At 68.5% G+C, this 19233-nt stretch carries 17 protein-coding genes; 14 read left to right on the top strand and 3 right to left on the bottom strand.

Going from position 1 to position 19233, the window contains the following annotated elements; all coding sequences use genetic code 11:
• Positions 1–118: 118 nt before the first annotated feature.
• Positions 119–730, bottom strand: coding sequence for a DUF998 domain-containing protein (locus tag ABE464_RS10060; RefSeq protein ID WP_346471829.1), 612 nt, complete (start codon positions 728–730; stop codon positions 119–121).
• 126 nt (positions 731–856) lie between these two features.
• On the opposite strand from ABE464_RS10060, the gene trxA reads away from it, so the two are divergent.
• From trxA to ABE464_RS10035, 5 genes are all read left to right on the top strand, one after another.
• A complete protein-coding gene (trxA, locus tag ABE464_RS10055) occupies positions 857–1720 on the top strand; it encodes a thioredoxin (protein ID WP_346471828.1) in 864 nt (287 codons plus the stop codon).
• A 200-nt stretch (positions 1721–1920) separates the two neighbouring features.
• A complete protein-coding gene (locus ABE464_RS10050) occupies positions 1921–3579 on the top strand; it encodes a FecR domain-containing protein (protein ID WP_346471827.1) in 1659 nt (552 codons plus the stop codon).
• Positions 3576–5207, top strand: coding sequence for a CHASE2 domain-containing protein (locus tag ABE464_RS10045; RefSeq protein WP_346472012.1), 1632 nt, complete (start codon positions 3576–3578; stop codon positions 5205–5207). Before ABE464_RS10050 ends, ABE464_RS10045 begins: the two co-directional genes overlap by 4 nt.
• Positions 5208–5275: 68 nt before the next feature.
• On the top strand, positions 5276–5740 hold the full coding sequence (locus ABE464_RS10040) for a DUF4442 domain-containing protein (RefSeq protein WP_346471826.1): 465 nt from the start codon (positions 5276–5278) through the stop codon (positions 5738–5740).
• 50 nt (positions 5741–5790) lie between these two features.
• Positions 5791–6522, top strand: coding sequence for a hypothetical protein (locus ABE464_RS10035; protein WP_346471825.1), 732 nt, complete (start codon positions 5791–5793; stop codon positions 6520–6522).
• Between the two features lie 23 nt (positions 6523–6545).
• Here the strand turns inward: ABE464_RS10035 and ABE464_RS10030 are convergent, their stop codons facing one another.
• The gene (locus ABE464_RS10030) at positions 6546–7901 is read right to left on the bottom strand and encodes a hypothetical protein (protein ID WP_346471824.1); all 1356 of its coding nucleotides are present in this window, start codon (positions 7899–7901) and stop codon (positions 6546–6548) included.
• 15 nt (positions 7902–7916) lie between these two features.
• Here ABE464_RS10030 and ABE464_RS10025 point away from each other — a divergent pair, with 15 nt between their 5' ends.
• From ABE464_RS10025 to rnfB, 8 genes are all read left to right on the top strand, one after another.
• The gene (locus tag ABE464_RS10025) at positions 7917–8594 is read left to right on the top strand and encodes a DUF502 domain-containing protein (protein ID WP_123730567.1); all 678 of its coding nucleotides are present in this window, start codon (positions 7917–7919) and stop codon (positions 8592–8594) included.
• A gap of 131 nt (positions 8595–8725) precedes the next feature.
• Entirely contained in the window at positions 8726–10642 is a 1917-nt protein-coding gene (locus ABE464_RS10020; protein WP_346471823.1) for a DUF885 family protein, read from the top strand.
• A gap of 18 nt (positions 10643–10660) precedes the next feature.
• Complete coding sequence (locus ABE464_RS10015) at positions 10661–11740, top strand: serine hydrolase domain-containing protein (RefSeq protein WP_346471822.1); 1080 nt, start codon at positions 10661–10663, stop codon at positions 11738–11740.
• Positions 11737–12153 (top strand): VOC family protein, encoded by a 417-nt coding sequence (locus ABE464_RS10010; RefSeq protein WP_346471821.1) that lies wholly within the window; start codon positions 11737–11739, stop codon positions 12151–12153. Before ABE464_RS10015 ends, ABE464_RS10010 begins: the two co-directional genes overlap by 4 nt.
• Positions 12154–12254: 101 nt before the next feature.
• On the top strand, positions 12255–12698 hold the full coding sequence (locus tag ABE464_RS10005; RefSeq protein ID WP_070425636.1) for a DUF2147 domain-containing protein: 444 nt from the start codon (positions 12255–12257) through the stop codon (positions 12696–12698).
• 97 nt (positions 12699–12795) lie between these two features.
• Positions 12796–14874 (top strand): methionine--tRNA ligase, encoded by a 2079-nt coding sequence (gene metG, locus ABE464_RS10000; protein WP_346471820.1) that lies wholly within the window; start codon positions 12796–12798, stop codon positions 14872–14874.
• 60 nt (positions 14875–14934) lie between these two features.
• Complete coding sequence (locus ABE464_RS09995) at positions 14935–15576, top strand: HAD family hydrolase (RefSeq protein ID WP_346471819.1); 642 nt, start codon at positions 14935–14937, stop codon at positions 15574–15576.
• A 28-nt stretch (positions 15577–15604) separates the two neighbouring features.
• Complete coding sequence (gene rnfB, locus ABE464_RS09990; RefSeq protein ID WP_346471818.1) at positions 15605–16024, top strand: Rnf electron transport complex subunit RnfB; 420 nt, start codon at positions 15605–15607, stop codon at positions 16022–16024.
• A gap of 94 nt (positions 16025–16118) precedes the next feature.
• Here rnfB and ABE464_RS09985 read toward each other — a convergent pair whose 3' ends face one another.
• Entirely contained in the window at positions 16119–16466 is a 348-nt protein-coding gene (locus tag ABE464_RS09985) for a RidA family protein (RefSeq protein WP_121038644.1), read from the bottom strand.
• 193 nt (positions 16467–16659) lie between these two features.
• On the opposite strand from ABE464_RS09985, the gene mprF reads away from it, so the two are divergent.
• The gene (mprF, locus tag ABE464_RS09980; protein WP_346471817.1) at positions 16660–19224 is read left to right on the top strand and encodes a bifunctional lysylphosphatidylglycerol flippase/synthetase MprF; all 2565 of its coding nucleotides are present in this window, start codon (positions 16660–16662) and stop codon (positions 19222–19224) included.
• The last annotated feature ends 9 nt before the right edge of the window (positions 19225–19233 follow it).

Raw genomic sequence — 19233 nt, 5'->3', positions numbered from 1 at the left:
GCCCACCGCCCCGGCCAAACCCCTCATCTCATTGAATTGACAGGAGATTGGGCAAAAACGTCAATCGCGCCCTTCGGTCCAGCCGCGTAGCCGGGCGCAGCAGAGGCCACGCCCGCGCTCAGGACCGCCGCGCAGCCGGGGCCAACGGCAGTACCGCCACCAGCCAGACCAGCCACACACCGAACGCCACGCGCTGTGCAAGCGGGGCCGGCAGCAGTGCCTGCAGCGCGAACGCGGCCAGCAGCACGCCCACCCCGCACGCCAGATGCAGGCCGCCGACGGCACGCCAGGCCGGTACGCGCAACGCACCGATGCCGGACATCACCGCACCCGGCACGAAGGCCAGCACCCAGACCATCCACGCACTGGCGTGGTACTGGCTGGCTGGGTTGTCCAGATCGCTGGTATCCAACGGCAGCACCCCCATCGCGGTGAACCCGACGCCGGCCAGCATCAACAACTGCGCCCCCACCCGCATCGACCAGGGTGCCGTACGCGGCACCCGCAGCAGCAGGCGCAGCGAGACCGCGCTGGCAAGCAGCCCGGGCAGCGCGAAGCCGAGGAGGTTGAAGGCCAGCGCATGCGGCACGCCCATCGCACCCAGCAGCGCGACCGGGTGGCTGATCGGATCGAACAGCGGCAGCGCCGCGCCGAATCCAATCACCGCCCCCACGAACAACACGGCGGCGGCGATGCCTAGCGCACGTTCCCAACGATGGAGTCCCAGCATGTTGCACCCGGCGAGTTCACAAGGCCTGCATTGTGGCCGTTCCGGGCGGATTCCGCCCGCTGGGGTTGCGTCCGGCCGCGGCCGGCACCATACACTTCCTCTCCAGTTTCCCGTTGATTTGAAACCATGAGCGATCTGCCCCACGTGTTTGACGCCACCACCGAGACCTTCGAGACCGAGGTGCTGCAGAAATCCCTGCAGACCCCCGTGCTGGTCGATTTCTGGGCCACCTGGTGCGGCCCCTGCAAGACCCTGGGCCCGATGCTGGAAAAGCTGGCCGGCGAATACCACGGCGCCTTCGAGCTGGCCAAGGTCGATGTCGACAAGGAGCAGCAGATCGCGGCCGCCTTCCAGATCCGCTCGGTGCCGACCGTCTTCCTGGTCAAGGGCGGGCAGATCGTGGATGGCTTCCCCGGCGCGGTGCCGGAGGGGCAACTGCGCGAGTTCCTGACCCAGCATGGCGTGGTCCCGCTGGAGGCGGCCCCGGACGAGGAAGAAGCCGTCGAGGCGCCGCCGCTGGACCCGCAGGCCCAGGTCGATGTGCTGCGCGCAGCCATCGCCGCCGAGCCGGACAAGGAAGAACTCAAACTCGATCTGGCCCTGGCGCTGCTGCAGACCGGCGCCACCGCCGAAGCCACGGCCCTGATCGATGCGCTGCCGGCCAATCTCTCAACGGATGATCGCGCCGTGCGCGCCCGCGCCCGCCTGGAGTTCGCCAGTGCGCTGCAGGATGCCCCGGCCGCCGAGGTGCTGGAAGCGCGCATCGCGGCCAATGGCGATGACCTGCAGGCCCGCCACCTGCGTGGCGTGCAGTTGCTGCTGTCCGGGCAGGATGCCGCCGCACTCGAGCAGTTCCTGGACATGCTGCGCCGCGATCGCAGCTACGACGACGGCCGCCCGCGCAAACTGCTGATCGATGCGTTCAAAGTGATCGAGGACGAAGACCTCGTCGGCCAGTACCGTCGCCGGATGGCCTCGCTGCTGTTCTGATCGGCCAGCGCTGATCGGCATGTTCTCGATCTGGGCCAGAGCCTTGCCGGGCTCTGGCCGAACGTGAACCGCGTTCAGAAACCCTGCACAGCCGCCGGGCAATAATGCCGCCGCGGCACACTGGAGGTCGCGATCCATCGGAGAGGATGAGGTCTGGGCCATGCCGGCCCCGTGGCTGCGCCCCGCCTTGCAGGGCCGTAATGACCGTGAGAGTGACCCGTCTGCTTCGTTTCCCCCTGGCCGTCCGCGTGCTCGCGCTGGTGGTGCTGCTGCTGTCCGCCGCGCCGGTGCTGGCCCAGGACTGGACCTACCGGGTTCGCCCCGGCGACACGATCTGGGACCTCAGCGCCCGCTATCTGAAGCCATCCATCGCCTGGGAGCAGCTGCAGTCGCACAACGGTATCGCCGATCCCTACCGCCTGCCGCCCGGCAGCCAATTGCGCTTCCCCGTCGCCTGGCTGCAGGTCCAGCCTGCGCCGGCCCGCGTGATCGCGGTGCGTGGCCCCGTACATAGCCAGGCCGAGGGTCAACCCCGTCGCAATGTCGCCGAAGGTGATCTGCTGCGGATCGGGCAGGAACTGGTCACCGGCGACGATGCCAGCGTCACCGTGGCCTTTGCCGATGACTCGCGCCTGCAGCTGCGCGAGCAGTCCCGGCTGCGCTTCGACCAGCTCAGCCGCTACGGTCGTACCGGCATGGTCGATACGCGCCTGCGGCTGGAACAGGGCCGTGCCAGCAACCGCGTGACGCCGGCCAATGGCCCGGCCTGGCGCTACATCATCGATGCGCCCACCGCGACCAGCAGCGTGCGCGGCACCGTCTTCCGGGTCAGCGCCGGCCAGGCCGGTCGTGGCGCGGCCACCGAAGTGCTGGAAGGCCGCGTGCAGGTCGGCAACCGCCGCGGCCAGCGTCTGGTCACCCACGGCCAGGCCACGCGCAGCCCATCGCTGGATGCACGACCGGCCGAGCTGGAAGCCCTGTTGCCGCCGCCCGTGTTGGCGACCGATCCCCAGCGGTTGGCCACACTGCCCGCTGCGCTGGCTTGGCAACCGGTGACTGACGCGGTGGGTTACCGGGTCGAGGTGGTCCGCGCTGACCAACCCGAGGTGCTGCTGTTCGCACGTGACACCGACGCTACCGCGCTCACCCTGCCCGACCTGCCGCCGGGCGATCTGCGCCTGCTGGTGCGGGCGGTCAGTGCGGAGGACGTTGAAGGCCTGGATGCTGAACAGGATTTCCAGGTGCGTGACCAGCCACCCGCCCCGCTGACCGTACGCCCGCTGCATGGCCAGACGGTCAACAGCGCGCGCCCGCGGTTTGAATGGACACGGGTCGCCGATGCCGAGCGGACCGTGCTGCAGATCGCCCGCGACCCGCAGTTCCTCGATCCGCTGGTTGAGCAGGACACCCGCGCCACCCATCTGCGTCCCGGCCAGGACCTGGCGCCCGGCGACTACGTCTGGCGCGTGGCCTCGGTGGACCGCAACGGGCACCGCGGCCGTTTCGGGCAGCCGCTGCCGTTGACCATCACCGACGAACCGGTCGATCCCGCGCTGCAGCCGCCCGAGGCGGCCAAAGGGCAGTTGACGCTGCGCTGGCAGGCCGGCGAACCGGGGCAGGGCTATCGCGTACAGCTGGATCGGCGCGGTGACTTTGCGACCCCGCTGCTCGACCGCGAGCTCGATCAACCCGAGGTGACACTCAAGCGGCCCTGGCGAGGCACGCTGCACGTCCGCGTGCAGTACATCGACGAGGACGGCTACGCCGGTCCCTTCTCGCCGACACAGCAGATCGCCCTGCCATGCCGCACGTGTTACGGCGCCGGCGGCGGCGCACTGCTGCTGTGGCTGCTGCTGTGACGCCGCTGCACCTGCCCTGGCCGCAACGCATCGTGCTGGCGGCAGTGGTCGGCGCCCTGGCCGTGGCGGCCAGCCACTGGCAGTGGTTCTGGAAGCAGGACGAAGCGGTGTACGACGCCTACGTCGGCGGCTGGGAGTACACCCCCGATGCGCGTCTGCTGATCGTGGCGATCGACGACAACAGCCTGCAGCAGCTGGGCCAATGGCCCTGGCCACGCGGCACCCATGCGCGCCTGCTGGATCGGCTCACCGATGCCCGGGCCGAGCGCGTGGTGCTGGACCTGATGCTGTCCGAAGCCGATCGCCAGGACAGTACCCAGGATGCCGAGCTGGCCGCAGCGATCCGTCGCAACGGCCACGTCGTGCTGCCGGTGGTGGCCGCGCCGGCCAGCGGCCCGCGCATGGCCGAGGAACTGCTGCCCATCCCGCTGATCGCCGCCAATGCGGCGAGCCTGGGCCACAGCGATATCGAGGTCGACAGCGATGGCGTCGCTCGCGGTCTGTTCCTTACCGCGGGCATCGGCTCGCCTCATTGGCCTGCACTCGGCCTGGCGCTGGCCAATCCCCCCGGCCCACTGCCCGGTCTGCGCGATGATCGCCCCGGCCTGGAGTCGCCCTATCAGTGGCGGCGCGACCACTATGTCCGCGTGCGCTATGCCGGCCCACCCGAACGCTTCCCGCAGCTGTCCTACGTGGATGTGCTCAACGGCGAGGTGGACCCGGCGCTGCTGCGTGGCCGCCTGGTCCTGGTCGGCATGACCGCCAGTGGGATCGCGCCGCGCCAGCTCACCCCGACCACGCGCGACCGCTGGATGAGCGGCAGCGAGTACCAGGCCAATGTCGCCTCGATGCTGCTGGCCGAGAAGGTCATCGTGCCGTTGGTGCCCCTCGCGCAGAGCGCGCTTACGGGGGTGCTGGTGGCGCTGTGCTGCCTGCTGCTGACGCTGCCGCGCGCCTGGCTGAGCGGCGTCCTCGCCCTGCCATCGACGCTGTTGGTGAGCTTCGTGCTGTTGCGCGCCGGCAACCTGTGGTTCGCCCCGGCCGCCGCCTTGATCGGCATGCTGGCGGTGATCCTGGCGTGGGCGCTGTGGCGCGTCAGTGCCTGGCGGCGCCAGGCCAACAGCGACGCCCTCACCGGGCTGGGCAACCGACTGCGCTTCGAGCAGACCCTGCAGGCCGAGCACGATGCCGGCCGGCGCACCGGGCGGCCATTGAGCCTGGTGCTGATCGATGTGGACCATTTCAAACGCCACAACGATGAGTTCGGCCATCAGGCCGGCGACAACGTGCTGCGCCGGATCGCGCAGGAAATCCGCGCGCATGCCCGTCGCCCACGCGACATGGCCGCGCGCTTCGGCGGCGACGAATTCGCGCTGATCCTGCCCGATACCACGCCGGAAGGCGCGGTCCAGGTGGTGCAGGACCTGGTCGCACGTGCGCAGGCGCTGGAGATTCCGGCCGGACGGGGTTCGACCACGCACATCACCGTGACCGTCGGCGTATTCACCCGCGTGCCCACCCTCGGCACCGAGCCGCGGCACTTCTTCGAAGGCGCCGATGCCGCGCTGTACCAGGCCAAGGCGGCTGGCCGGAATGGGTACGCCGTGGATGACGGCGGCCTGGACTGACCCATGGGGCACCCCATACGCAGGCGAATGGTAGACTCGAATCACCTTTCCAACGTGACGCGATCCGAATGAAGGCCTCCGTCTTCCGCCTTGGCCTCAATCTCTGGCCGCCGTTCCTGTTCACGGGCATCCATGTGACCGAGGTCAGCCCGGACTACCGCCATGTGCGCGTCGAGCTGCGCATGCGCCCCTGGAACCGCAATTACGTGGGCACCCATTTCGGTGGCAGCCTGTTCGCGATGACCGATCCGTTCTGGATGCTCACCGTGATGCAGAACCTGGGGCGCGATTACTACGTGTGGGACCGCGCCGGTGAAATCGAATTCCTCAAGCCTGGGCGCGGCACGGTGGCCGCCGAGTTCCGGCTGGACGAGGCGCTGCTGGATAAACTGCGTGCCGCCACCGCCAGCGGGGAAAAATACCTGCACTGGTTCAGCAATGACATCGTCGATGCCAAGGGCGAGGTGATCGCACGCGTGCGCAAGCAGGTGTACCTGCGGCTCAAGCCCGAAGCACGCCAGCGCGCAGGGTGAATCATGGCGCGCTGCTATGCTCGCGCGCCGGATTCACACCACGGAAGACCATGCGCCTGCGCCTGCTGCTGACCCCATTGCTGTTCGTCGTCCTGCCCGCCGCCGCACAGGAACTGCGGATCCCGCCGGTCGACTATCCGGTCCTGCCGCCCCACGCGGCCAAAGCCGAAGGCTTCGTGCCGTCCGGCTGGCGCATCGAGCAGCAGCTGCGTGGCGATCTCAACGGCGACAAACGCGATGACCTCGTGCTGGTGCTGCGTCAGCAGGACCCGCGCAACATCGTCGAACACGATGGCTTCGGCGTCAGCCCGCTGGACAGCAATCCACGCATGCTCGCCATCGCCTGGTCCACGCCGGACGGCTACACGCTCGCTGCGCAGAACCACACGCTGATCACCCGCCACGAGGCGCCGAACCTGTCCGATGTATTCGAAGACGGCGATGGCGTCTCGATCGCGCGCGGCACGCTGCGCACCACGCTGTTCTTCTTCTCCAATGCCGGCAGCTGGTCGACCGGCTCGGCCAGCTACACGTTCCGCTGGCAGGACGGGGCCTTCGCGTTGATCGGCTATGACCGCAGCTCGATGATGCGCAACTCGGGCCAGACCGAAAGCCTGAGCATCAATTACTCGACCCGCCGCGTGCGCCGTGCCGAGGGCAGCATCGAATCGGACCAGGAACGCGTGCGCTGGGAGACGCTCGCCTCGCCACGCCGCTGGACACTGGAGACCGTCGGCGACGGCAGCGCGTTCGAACCGCTGGCATCAGCGCAGGACCGCTGAGGCGCTGCGCCCCCGTGCGCTCTTCAGTGCGCCGGCGCGCGCATGGGTACCTGCGGCGTCGGTTCGATATCGCTCGTCACCGCGCGCCGCTCCACCTGCAGCCAATGGTCCTCTTCGCTGAGCACCGGGATGCGGGTGGGCGACCGCAGCGCTTCCGGCAGGCTCTGCAGCGCCACGGAGGCAGCGCTGGGCTGCTGCCGCAACCAGCGCTGAGCTGATACCAGCCGCAGCATCGCCGCCGCATCCTGCGGGCGGCCGGCGTACTGCCGCATGTCCGGCCCGGTGATGTTGGCCAGGGCGCAGCCCAGCGGATTGGCGATGCAGGCAAAGCGATCCTGTGCGGGCCCGGGAATCGGGGTGGGCGCATCCCGGGCCGCCACCAGTTCGGCACTGGCGGCGCACGCCCACGCGTAGCGCGGCGCCATGCGCGCCTGGGTGCGCGGCACATCCAACAGCAGGTGCTGCGCCGCCGGGTTCCCGCTCGTCAGGCGCAATCCCGCCCCGGCCAGCCCGAACTCACCGCGCATCGCCGTGCACAGGCTCTGCTCGTCGGCCGTCATCGGCGCCAATGCGGCGTCGCAGACCGCAGGCAGCGCCGTATCAGCAGGCAGTTCAACCAGGATGTCGGCCAGCAGCCGCGCGTTGCTCTCCACCATCGCCGCGCCGATCATGCTGGTGATCAGCGTATCGCCCTGCCCCGTCATCGCCCGACCACTGAGGATGTCCGCGCAGGCACCCGCAACTGCGGTTCCACTGTCGCCCCGTACATGCGCGAGCGCGTGGGCTGACAACGGATCAAGCACCGGCTGAAAGACCGGCAGCGGCACCATCGGATCCGTGTCGAACGGTTTGAACGGCGAGGTGAAGTGACCGTACCCGGCAAGCGCGGCCACGCGCTGGTGGAGCGCCTCGTGGCCGGCATGCGCGGCCTCGACACCGTCCGGGTCGGCGCGCACCGCCGCAAGGCAGCCGATGCCGCGCCGGCCGCAGCCCGCGAAAGCAGACAGCGGCGCTGCGGGGTAGCGCCCTTCCGCGCTGGACGATACGGGCCGCTGGCCGGGCGTACCGGTGCGCCAGCGTTGGACATCCTGCGCCAAGACGGCCTCGCGGCCCGCATCCTCCAGCCCGTCGTAGCGCAGCGTCCACAACGCGGTGAAGCCGTTCTCGCCGCGCATGGGCAATGGTGCCTGCAGCAGCCGCATCGCCTCACGCTGCTCCGCCGGCAGCGGCCAGAACCGCGAGGCGGCCCAGAGCACCGCGACCGCCACCACCAGACTCAGGATCGAGATGCCCACCCATTTCAGTCCATTCCTCAACACAGCATTCTCCCCAGCGCCCGCGTCCTGCGGGGACGGGCAGCGTAAACCGGGCATCGCCACCGCTACAATGCGCGGATGTCGCCCGAAGCCCCCCAACTCGTTCCGCGTCCCTCCCTGCAGCGCCTGTTCCTGACCGGCCTGCTGACCCTGCTGCCGATCTGGCTGACCTGGGTGGTGGTCAAATTCGTGTTCGTGCTGCTGTCGGGCATTTCCAGCCCGCTGGTGGTGCCGTTGTCCGAGCAGATTGCTGCCTCGTTCCCGCATTACCTGGGCTGGATCAAGGTGGAGTGGATGCAGGACATCATCGCCCTGGCCGCCACCCTGCTGGTGATCCTCTCGGTGGGCGTGCTGAGCCGCCGCGTGATCGGCCAGCGCCTGCTGCGTTGGTTCGGCGCGGTGATCAAGCGCATTCCTCTGGCCAGCATCATCTATGACAGCGCCAAGAAACTGCTGGACATGCTGCAGACCGAGCCGGGCAGCACCCAGCGCGTGGTGCTGATCGACTTCCCGCACCGGGACATGAAGTCGGTCGGCCTGGTCACGCGGGTGATCAAGGAACAGGGCACCGGCCGCGAGCTGGCGGCGGTGTATGTACCGACGACACCCAACCCGACCTCGGGCTACCTGGAAATCGTGCCGGTGGAACTGCTCACGCCCACCGACTGGACCGTGGATCAGGCAATGAGCTTCATCATCTCCGGCGGCGCGGTGGCGCCTGAAAGCGTGCCGTTCACCCGCGCCGGCGATCGCTGAACCTCGCGGCGGCCCCGCGCCGCCGCAGCTGACTGAGCGCCGTACGTGACAAAGCTGACAGGGGACCGGTGCTGGCCGTACGCAGGCGAATCGGGCAAGCTCCCGTGTCTGTGCGTTTACGGAAACAGCCGATGCCCCACCCCGCCCGCGCCCTGGCGCTTGCCATCGCCGTACTGATGGCCTTCAGCGCCGCCGCCCCGGCCGAAGCTGCCAAGAAAAAGGCCACCCGGCCCGCCGCAGCGCAGACCCGGCCTGCAGCCAAGCCCAAAGCCAAGCCGCGTGCACGCCCGGCCGCCGCCCCTGCCCGCCAGCCGCTGGTGCGCCAGCAGAGCAAGGCCGCGCAGCTGGACCGGATCTACGATGAGTACTGGGATGCCTCGATGCGGCTCAATCCGCTGCAGGCCACCTTCCAGGGCGACAGCCGCCACAACGATCAGCTCCCGAACATCCTCTCCGCCGCCTACCGCCAGCAGTCGCATGACTTCACGGTGGAATGGCTCGGCAAGGTCGAGAAGATCGGCTCGGATGGCCTGACCGGCCAGGACCTGCTCAGCTATGAGATCTTCGTGCGCGATGCGCGCATGTCGCTGGCCGCCGAGCAGTTCCCCGGCTGGATGCTGCCGGTGAGCCAGTACTACAACCTTGGCAGCATCATGGCCATTCTCGGCTCCGGCTCCGGTGCGCAGCCCTTCAACACGGTGCAGGATTACGATGGCTGGTCACGCCGTTCGCTGGGCATTCCTGCCCTGTTCGAGCAGGCCATCGCCAACATGCGCCAAGGCATGGCTGCCGGTGTGGTACAGCCGCGCGACCTGATGGAAAAGGTGCTACCGCAGCTGGATGCGGTGATCAAGCCGACCGCCGAAGAGAGCATCTTCTGGGCGCCGATACGCAACCTGCCGGAGGATTTCCCGGCCGCCGACAAGGCGCGCATCACCGCCGAATACAAGCGCATGATCGAGTTGCGCATCATGCCGTCCTACCGCGCCCTGCGCGGCTTCATCGCCACCGAGTACCTGCCCGCCGCACGCAGCACCGATGGCCTGGCCGGTCTGCCCGGCGGCAAGGCCTGGTATGCGCAGACCATCGTGCAGAGCACGGCGTCCACGCTGACACCCGAACAGATCCATGCGCTGGCCGAACAACGCGTGGCCACCCTGCAGGCGCAGATCGCCGCGATCATGAAAGAGAACAAGATCCGCGGCTCGCAGCAGAAGCTGCTGCGCACCATGCGCACCGACCGCGATTTCCAGTACGCCAACGCCGACGCGCTGCTCAACCGCTACAAGCAGCTGCAGAGCCAGGTCAACGCACGCCTGCCCACGCTGCTCGGCACGCTTCCCAAGGCGCCGATGGAAATCCGCGCGGTCGAACCCGAACGGGCGGCCACCGCCGGCGCGGTGAGCTATCAGCAACCGCTGCCGGACGGCATGCGCCCGGGCGTGCTGTACATCAACACCGGCGATCTGCCGAGCCGCCGCCGCTGGTCCGCACCGATGCAGTTCCTGCACGAAGGCATCCCGGGCCATCACGTGCAGCTGGGCCTGCAGCAGGAGCTGGACAAGCTGCCGCGCTTCCGTCGCTTGGGTGGCGATATCGCCTTCGTGGAAGGCTGGGGGCTGTACGCCGAGTCGCTGGGCGAGGAACTGGGCGTCTACCAGGATCCGTATGAGCGGATCGGCTACCTGCAGGCCGCGCTGACCCGTGCCGCGCGCATGTCCGCCGACACCGGCGTGCACGCGCAGGGCTGGAGCAAGCGCCAGGCCGTGGACTATCTGGTCAAGACCGCGGACATGAGCGCCAGCGATGCCACCGCCGAGGTGGAACGCTTCATGGCCCTGCCCGGGCAGACCCTGGCCAATGGCCTGGGCGAGCTGAAGATGATGGAGCTGCGCGACAAAGCCAAGGCTGCGCTGGGGCCGCGTTTCGACGCACGCCGCTTCCACGAGGAAGTGCTGCGCGATGGTTCGATGCCGCTGGACATCCTGGATGCCAAGATCGCCCGCTGGATCGCCAGCCAGGGTGGCGCGGCAGCGCCCGCGCCCTGAGCCCTGAAGGAACCGAGCATGCACATCGTGCGGCATCTGCGTGTGTGGATCAGCGCGATGTGCATCGCCGGCAGCGGCACCGCCATCGCAGCGCCGGTACTGACGCCGCCGGATCCGGGCATCGATGCGTTGATGCAACGCTACGATGGTCAGGTGCCCGGCGCCGCGGTGCTGGTCCTGCACGACGGCGAGCCGGTGTTCCGGCGCGGCTACGGGCTGGCGGTGCTGGAAGATCGCACCGCGGTGACCGCGCAGACCAATTTCCGCCTGGCCTCGATCAGCAAGCAGTTCACCGCCGCGGCGATCCTGCTGCTGGCCGAAGATGGCGCGTTGACCCTGGATGACCCGGTGAAGCGCTGGCTGCCCTCGCTGCCAGCGGCCGCCGATGCGATCACCCTGCGCCAGCTGCTCAGCCACACCAGCGGCCTGCTCGACTACGAAGCGCTGATGCCCGCCGACGCGACCGTGCAGGTCCATGACCAGGACGTGCTGCACCTGCTGGAGAATCAGGACCGGACCTACTTCGCGCCGGGCTCGGCCTACCGTTACAGCAACAGCGGCTATGCGCTGCTGGCACTGGTGGTCGGCAAGGCCTCGGGCACCGATTTTGCCGCCTTCCTTCGCCAACGTATTTTCCTGCCGCTCGGCATGCGAGACACCGTGGCGCACCAGGACGGCGTGGATGATATCGCTCGTCGCGCCTATGGCTACACCGAGATCGAGGGCCGCTGGCAGCGCACTGACCAGAGCCCGACCAGCGCGGTGCTCGGCGACGGTGGGGTGTATTCCTCGCTGGATGATCTGGCGCGCTGGGATGCGGCGTTGTATGACCAGCGCCTGTTGAAGGCAACATCGTTGAAGCAGATGTTTTCCCCCGCCACACCCACCACCGAACCGGATGTACCGTTCTATGGCTTCGGCTGGCGGCTCAACGGTGGCGCGCAGTGGCACAGCGGCGAAAGCATCGGCTTCCGCAACGTGATCCTGCGCTACCCCACGCAGCGCCTCACCGTGATCGTGCTCAGCAACCGCAACGCCCCCGAACCCTATCCGCTGGCGTTGCAGATCGCCCGGCGCTGGCTGGACACCCTGCAATGAACGTTTCCGACTCCCCTCTCATCGGCGTCCACCACGTGGCCCTGATCGCCTCGGACTACGCCCGCTCGAAGGCGTTCTACACGCGCGTGCTCGGCCTGAAGGTGATCGCCGAGAACTACCGGCAGGCGCGCGACTCCTGGAAACTCGACCTGGCCCTGCCCGATGGGAGCCAGCTGGAACTGTTCTCGTTCCCGGGCGCGCCGGCGCGGCCAAGCCGCCCCGAGGCGCAGGGCCTGCGCCACCTGGCCTTCCGCGTGCATCTGCTGGAGCCGATGATCGAGCGGTTGACCGCGGCCGGCGTGGCCTGCGAACCGATCCGGGTGGACGAGTACACCGGCCGCCGCTTCACCTTCTTCGCCGACCCGGACGACCTGCCGCTGGAGCTGTACGAGATCCCGGCCGACGCCGGCTGAATCGTGCGCCGGGCACGTTCCGTACCGGAGCGAATGGGTATACAGTCGGCCCTGTACCGGCCGTCTGCGCCGGCGTTCACGGACATCCCTGGGAGGGGAACATGCGCAAGACCTTCAAGACCCTGTTGCTGGCGCTGCCGCTGATGATGGCTGCGATGTCGGCCAGCGCCGCCGACGGCGCCGTCGGCCGCTGGAAGACCATCGATGACAAGACCGGCAAGGTGAAGTCGATCGTGGAGATCACCCAGGCCACCAACGGCACCCTGACCGGCAAGGTCGTGGACATCCTGCACTCGGACAAGGGCCCCAATCCGGTCTGCGACGGCTGTGAGGGCGCCAACAAGAACAAGCCGGTCAAGGGCATGACCATCCTCTGGAACCTCAAGGCCGATGGCGCCAACGCCTGGTCCGGCGGCACCATCCTGGATCCGGGCAACGGCAAGACCTACAAGTCCAAGATGAAGCTGCAGACCGGCGGCGCCAAGCTGGACGTGTCCGGCTGCGTGGCCTTCATCTGCCGCGCCCAGACCTGGGTGCGCGAGTAAGCCCCGCGAAGGTTTCAGCCCCTGTAACCCGGCTTCGGCCGGGTTACTGCGTTTTGGCGTGCGATAATCCCCGGTTCCCCTGGCAACAGCGCTCATCATGACCCGCACCGCTCTCGTCACCACCGCCCTGCCCTACGCCAACGGCCCGCTGCACCTGGGCCACCTGGTCGGCTACATCCAGGCTGACATCTGGGTGCGCGCGCGTCGAATGAGCGGCGGCAAGACCTGGTTCGTCTGCGCCGATGACACCCATGGCACCCCGATCATGCTCGCAGCCGAAAAGGCCGGCGTGACCCCGGAAGCCTTCATCGCCAACATCCAGGCCAGCCATGAGCGCGATTTCGCCGCCTTCGGCGTGGCGTTCGATCATTACGACTCGACCAACTCGGCGGCCAACAAGGCGCTGACCGAAGCCTTCTACCTCAAGCTCGAGGCCGAAGGGCACATCGCGCGTCGCTCCGTGGCCCAGTTCTACGACCCGGCCAAGGGCATGTTCCTGCCGGACCGCTACATCAAGGGCATCTGCCCGAACTGCGGTACCCCGGACCAGTACGGCGACAACTGCGAAGTCTGCGGCGCCACCTACAGCCCGACCGACCTGAAGGATCCCAAGTCGGTGATCTCCGGCGCCACGCCGGAAATCCGCGATTCGGAGCATTTCTTCTTCGAGGTCGGCCGCTTCGAAGGTTTCCTGCGCGAGTGGCTGGCCGGCGACGTCGCCCTGCCGGGCGTGAAGGCCAAGCTGGGTGAGTGGCTCAATGCCGAGGGTGGCCTGCGCGCGTGGGACATCTCGCGCGATGCGCCGTACTTCGGCTTCCAGATCCCGGGCCACCCGGGCAAGTACTTCTACGTGTGGCTGGATGCGCCGATCGGCTATCTCTCCAGCTTCCAGACGCTGTGCGAGAAGACCGGCGAAGATTTCGATGCGCACCTGCGCGCCGGCACCAGCACCGAGCTGCACCACTTCATCGGCAAGGACATCGTGAACTTCCACGGCCTGTTTTGGCCGGCGGTGCTGCACGGCACCGGCCACCGCGCGCCGACCCGCCTGCACGTCAACGGCTACCTGACCGTGGATGGCGCGAAGATGTCCAAGTCGCGCGGCACCTTCGTGATGGCCCGCACCTTCCTGGATGCCGGGCTGGAACCAGAAGCGCTGCGCTATTACTTCGCGGCCAAGTCCTCCGGCGGCGTGGACGATCTCGACCTGAACCTGGGTGACTTCATCGCGCGCGTCAACGCGGATCTGGTCGGCAAGTTCGTCAATCTGGCCAGCCGTTGCGCCGGCTTCATCAGCAAGCGCTTCGAAGGCCGCCTGGCCGCTGCGCTGCCCGATGCCGCCCAGTACGACCGCTTCGTCGCCGCACTCGCGCCGATCCGCGAGGCGTACGAGCGCAACGATCCGGCTGCCGCGTTGCGCCTGACCATGACCCTGGCCGACGAAGCCAATCGCTACATCGACGACCAGAAGCCGTGGGTGATCGCCAAGCAGGACGGCGCCGACGCGCAGCTGCAATCGGTCTGCACCCAGGGCCTGAACCTGTTCCGCGTGCTGGTCACCGCGCTCAAGCCGGTGCTGCCAGCCACCGCCGCGCAGGCCGAGGCGTTCCTGGCCGCGCCGGTGCAGGCCTGGACTGACATCGTCGCCCCGCTGACCGCGCACACCATCGCGGTGTACGAACCCCTGTTCACCCGTATCGACCCGAAAAAAATCGACGCCATGACCGACGCATCCAAGGACACCCTGCAGGCCGCCACCCCGGCCCCCGCCGCTCCGGCCAAACCGGCCAAGCCCGCTGCCGCACCGGCACCGGTTGCTGCGGCTGATGGCGAGGCCGCGCCGGCCTACATCGGCATCGACGACTTCGCCAAGCTGGACCTGCGCATCGGCAAGGTGCTGGTCTGCGAGTTCGTGGAAGGCTCGGACAAGCTGCTGCGCTTTGAACTGGACGCCGGTGACCTGGGCAAGCGCCAGATCTTCTCCGGCATCCGCGCCAGCTACGGCGAGCCGGAACAGCTGGTCGGCCGCAGCGTGGTCTTCATCGCCAACCTGGCCCCGCGCAAGATGCGCTTCGGCCTGAGCGAAGGCATGATCCTGTCGGCCGGTTTCGACGGCGGCGCGCTGGCCCTGCTGGACGCCGACAGCGCCGCGCTGCCGGGCATGCCGGTCCGCTGATCGCTGCGGCGGGGCGGCCACCGGGTCGCCCTGCCACGCTCGTCTGCCTGGAGGTGTGGGTTGGAACTGGCGCTGTTCGATTTCGACCACACGGTCACCACCTGCGATACCTACGGGCGGTTCCTGCGCCGCGTGGCCACACCGGAGCAGCACGCGCAGGCGTGGTGGAAGGTAGGTCCGTGGCTGCTGGCCTATCGCCTGAAGCTGATCTCCGCGCAACGCCTGCGCGCCCGCGTCACCCGGCTGACCTTCACCGGCCGCCATCTCGAGGACATCACCGCCCAGGCCGCCGGCTACGCACGTGAAGTGCTGCCGGAGGTAATGCGGCCGGAGATGCTCGAGCAGATCCATTGGCACCTCAAACAGCAGCACACGGTGGTGATCGTGTCCGGCTCGCTGGACCTGTACCTGCGCCCGTGGTGCGAGGCGATGGGGCTGGATCTGATCTGCAACCGGTTGGAGAGCGGCGACGGGCGCCTCACCGGGCGCTATGCCGAGGGCGACTGCGGGCCGCACAAGGTGATGCACATCCGCCGGCGTTATGACCTCTCGCGCTACCTGCGCATCCACGCTTACGGCGACAGCCGCGAAGACCGCCCGATGCTCGCGCTCGCCCACGAGCGCTGGTATCGAGCCAAGCTCATGAAGCCGCGTCGGGATCCACCGGCGCCCCCATCACCGGCCCGGGACAGCCGGGCCTGATGCCCCACCGCGCAGCCACCGCCACGCCATGAGCCTTCCCATCGATACCCTCACCGAACGCCTCGACCGCCTCCTGCCACAGACCCAATGCGGACAGTGCGGCTACGACGGCTGCCGCCCGTATGCCGAGGCGATGGCACGCGGCGAGGCGGGCATCGATCACTGCCCGCCGGGCGGTGATGCCGGTGCGCGTGCTCTGGCGAATGTCCTGGGCGTGGCGGCGGCGCCGTTCGACCGCACGCGCGGTGCACACAAGGCACCGCAGGTCGCGGTGGTGATCGAAGCCGATTGCATCGGCTGCACCAAGTGCATCCAGGCCTGCCCGGTGGATGCGATCGTCGGCGGCGCCAAGTACATGCACACCGTCATCGCCGATCTGTGCACGGGCTGCGAGCTGTGCATCCCGCCGTGCCCGGTGGACTGCATCGAACTGGTCAGCGCGCGCTGACCCTGGCGCCGGCCGCTATGCGCCTCGCGGCGGCAGGGTCTGGGCGCACGGCGATGCGTCGATCACCATGGCGCCCAGCGGTTGGGCGGTGCGCTTACGGCAATGCCGCCGTCACCACGATCTCCACTTTCCAGCTCGCGTCCGCCAGCTTGGCTTCCACCGTGGCGCGCGCCGGGGTCATGCCGGCCACCACCCACTCATCCCACGCGGCATTCATGCCGGCGAAATCGTTGATGTCGGCCAGGAAGATCTCCGCACGCAGGATGTGCTGCTTGTCACTGGCCACCAGCGCCAACAGCTTGTCGATCTCTTCCAGCACCTGCCGGGTCTGGCCGGTGATGTCCTGGCTGGTGTCTTCGGGGATCTGCCCGGACAGATAGGCGACCTTGTTGTGCACGGTCATTTCGGACATGCGCGGGCCGACATCGAAACGTTCCAACATGGCGATTGCTCCTCTGGATGAAATCGCATTGTCACCGATGCGGCGCGCGTGTGCCCGCCGCCGCGGATCAAGCAGCCACAGCACGCACATCCCAGCCGCTTGGCAAGCGTCGGCATCAGGCGCACGATTCGCCGGTCAGGCGGCTTCGCCTGTGTTGACTCTTTCATCGCCCATCCCGGAGCACGCTGTACCGATGACCGACACCGCCCCTGCTCCCACCCCGGTCCGCGCGCCCTGGCGCCGCGCCGCAACCGTCGTCATCCCGCTGGTGATCCTGGCCCTGGCCCTGCGCGGGCTGGCCAACGAATTCGACGAACACGGCTACCGCGCGATCCGCGAGGCGTTCCGGCATCTCGGCGCCGGCCAGATCGCGCTGACCGTGCTGCTGGGCTTGGCCAGCTACGGCTGCCTGATCGGCTTCGATGCGATCGGCCTGCGCCGCAGCGGCAAGCGCCTGCACCCGGCGCGGGTCGGCATTACCGCCTTCCTTGCGCATACCTTGGGGCAGACGCTGGGCTTTGCCGCGCTCACCGGCGGTGCGGTGCGCCTGCGCGGCTACGGCCGTGCCGGACTGACCCTGGGCGAGATCGGCCAGGTGGTGTTGATGAGCACGCTGGGCTTCGTGTTCGGTGCGTGGCTGCTGCTGGCGCTGGCCTTCCTGCTGGAGCCTGGCGCGGCGGCGCTGGCCCTGCCGATCCCGGTGCAGGCAGTGCGGATCATCGGCGTTCTCGGCCTGTTGGCCTATGTCGGTACGGTGCTGCTGGTGGGACGTCAGGGCCGCAGCTTCCAGATCCGCGGGCATGCCTTGTGGCTGCCGGATCGCCGTACCATGCTCGGTGTCACCGCATTGAGTGTGGTCGAGCTGGTGCTGGCCAGTGCGGCGTTCTACGTGCTGCTGCCGATGGATACGCCGACCGGGTTGCCCGGTTTCGTCGGGCTGTATCTGGTCGCGGTGCTGGCCGGCCTGATCTCCAGCGTGCCGGCTGGCCTGGGCGTGTTCGAATGGAGCTTGTTGAAGCTGCTGCCGCAGGTCGCCCCGGCCGCGGTGCTGGCCGCCGCACTGATCTACCGCGTCACCTACTACGTGCTGCCGCTGCTGCTGGCCACGGTGCTCGCTGTCGCGCCGGCCCTGCGCCGCCCGCTGCGTGCCGGTGCGGGTGCGACCCGCGTCGGCTGGACCGCGCTGCGGCCGTGGCTGCCGCAGATCATCGCGTTGGCGGTGTTCAGCGTCGGCGCCGCGCTGGTGATCGATGGCACCTTGCCGACACCACGCCGGCACCTGATCACCGCTTCGCTGCCGATCCTGGAAACCTCGCATCTGCTGGGCAGTCTGGCCGGTGTTGCGCTGCTGTTGATCGGTCAGGGCCTGCAGCGCCGCAGCCATGCCGCGTGGATGCTCGCACTCGGCATCTGCGTGCTGTCCCCGCTGCCGATCTGGCTGCGCGGCGGGCAGGTGTTGATCGCGCTGTCGGCGTTGCTGGTGGCGGCCGCGCTGTGGGCCTCACGCCGCGAGTTCTATCGTCAGGGCGCGCTGCTGGATGAGGCCTGGTCGTGGCCGTGGATCCGCAACCTCGGGCTGGTGCTGGTCGCTGTGATCTGGCTGTTGTTCTTCGTCTACAGCCACGTGGAGTACCAGAACGAGCTGTGGTGGCAGTTCGCGCTGCAGGGCAACGCACCGCGTGCACTGCGCGCCTTGTTGCTGGTGGCGATCGCGCTGACCATCTTCGGGTTGGCGCGGTTGCTGCACAGCACGCGCAGCCCGCTGCCGGCCGCCGATGCCGCCACCCTGGATGCGCTCGCCCCGATCCTCGCCGCGGCCGAAGACACCCAGGCCTGCCTGGTGCTTACCGCGGACAAGGCGGTGCTGCGTGATGAGGCGCAGCGGGGCTTCGTGATGATGCAGCGCTACGGCGGCTCGCTGATCGCGATGGGCGATCCGGTCGGCCCGCCCGAGGTGGTGCGTGCGCTGATCTGGCGCTTCCGCGAAGAGGCTGATCGGCTCGGCCTGCGCCCGGTGTTCTACCAGGTCGGCGAAGCGCATTGGCAGACCTACCTCGATCTGGGCCTGACCCTGGTCAAGCTCGGCGAAGAGGCCATGGTGCCGCTGCAGGACTTCACGCTGGAAGGCCGCGATCGCGCGGATCTGCGCCAAGCCTGGAACCGCGGCAAGCGCGGTGGCTTGAGCTTCCGGGTTGCACCGCCCGAGGAAGTACCGGCACTGCTGCCGGCATTGTCGGTGGTCTCGCAGCAGTGGCTGGATGACAAGGCCGGCGATGAAAAGGGCTTCTCGCTGGGCAGTTTCGATCCTACCTACCTGTCCCGCTTCCCGGTGGCGCTGGTCGAAGCCGAGGGCCGCATCGTGGCCTTCGCCAATCTGTGGCAGGCACCGGCCGGCAATGAACTGTCGGTCGACCTGATGCGGCATGTCGATGACGCCCCCAAGGGCACCATGGATTTCCTGTTCATCGAGCTGTTCCTGTGGGGCCGCGAGCAGGGTTTCCACCGGTTCTCGCTGGGCATGGCACCGCTGTCCGGGCTGGCCCAGCATCGCCTGGCCGGGCGCTGGAACCGCTTCGCCAACGTGGTCGCGCGGCATGGCGAGCGCTTCTACGGCTTCAGTGGCCTGCGCCGCTTCAAATCGAAGTTCGCCCCGGTCTGGCGCGCCCGTTACCTGGCCGCGCCGGGCGGTGTGCACCTGCCCGCCGCCCTGCTGGATGCGACCCGGCTGATCTCACTAGACCCGCGCCGGCACGATTGAGCCCGCGCC

It is taken from the genome of Stenotrophomonas sp. TWI587 (assembly GCF_039674145.1).
Classification (GTDB): domain Bacteria; phylum Pseudomonadota; class Gammaproteobacteria; order Xanthomonadales; family Xanthomonadaceae; genus Stenotrophomonas; species Stenotrophomonas maltophilia_AY.
This window is presented reverse-complemented; position numbering and strand designations above follow the sequence as displayed.

Coding starts and splice junctions, on each gene's coding strand:
- trxA (WP_346471828.1), top strand. CDS start 857: ATGAGCGATCTGCCCCACGTGTTTGACGCCACCACCGAGACCTTCGAG.
- ABE464_RS10035 (WP_346471825.1), top strand. CDS start 5,791: ATGCGCCTGCGCCTGCTGCTGACCCCATTGCTGTTCGTCGTCCTGCCC.
- ABE464_RS10020 (WP_346471823.1), top strand. CDS start 8,726: ATGCCCCACCCCGCCCGCGCCCTGGCGCTTGCCATCGCCGTACTGATG.
- ABE464_RS10005 (WP_070425636.1), top strand. CDS start 12,255: ATGCGCAAGACCTTCAAGACCCTGTTGCTGGCGCTGCCGCTGATGATG.
- ABE464_RS10050 (WP_346471827.1), top strand. CDS start 1,921: ATGACCGTGAGAGTGACCCGTCTGCTTCGTTTCCCCCTGGCCGTCCGC.
- metG (WP_346471820.1), top strand. CDS start 12,796: ATGACCCGCACCGCTCTCGTCACCACCGCCCTGCCCTACGCCAACGGC.
- ABE464_RS10025 (WP_123730567.1), top strand. CDS start 7,917: ATGTCGCCCGAAGCCCCCCAACTCGTTCCGCGTCCCTCCCTGCAGCGC.
- mprF (WP_346471817.1), top strand. CDS start 16,660: ATGACCGACACCGCCCCTGCTCCCACCCCGGTCCGCGCGCCCTGGCGC.
- rnfB (WP_346471818.1), top strand. CDS start 15,605: ATGAGCCTTCCCATCGATACCCTCACCGAACGCCTCGACCGCCTCCTG.
- ABE464_RS10010 (WP_346471821.1), top strand. CDS start 11,737: ATGAACGTTTCCGACTCCCCTCTCATCGGCGTCCACCACGTGGCCCTG.
- ABE464_RS10060 (WP_346471829.1), bottom strand. CDS start 730: ATGCTGGGACTCCATCGTTGGGAACGTGCGCTAGGCATCGCCGCCGCC.
- ABE464_RS09985 (WP_121038644.1), bottom strand. CDS start 16,466: ATGTTGGAACGTTTCGATGTCGGCCCGCGCATGTCCGAAATGACCGTG.
- ABE464_RS10040 (WP_346471826.1), top strand. CDS start 5,276: ATGAAGGCCTCCGTCTTCCGCCTTGGCCTCAATCTCTGGCCGCCGTTC.
- ABE464_RS10015 (WP_346471822.1), top strand. CDS start 10,661: ATGCACATCGTGCGGCATCTGCGTGTGTGGATCAGCGCGATGTGCATC.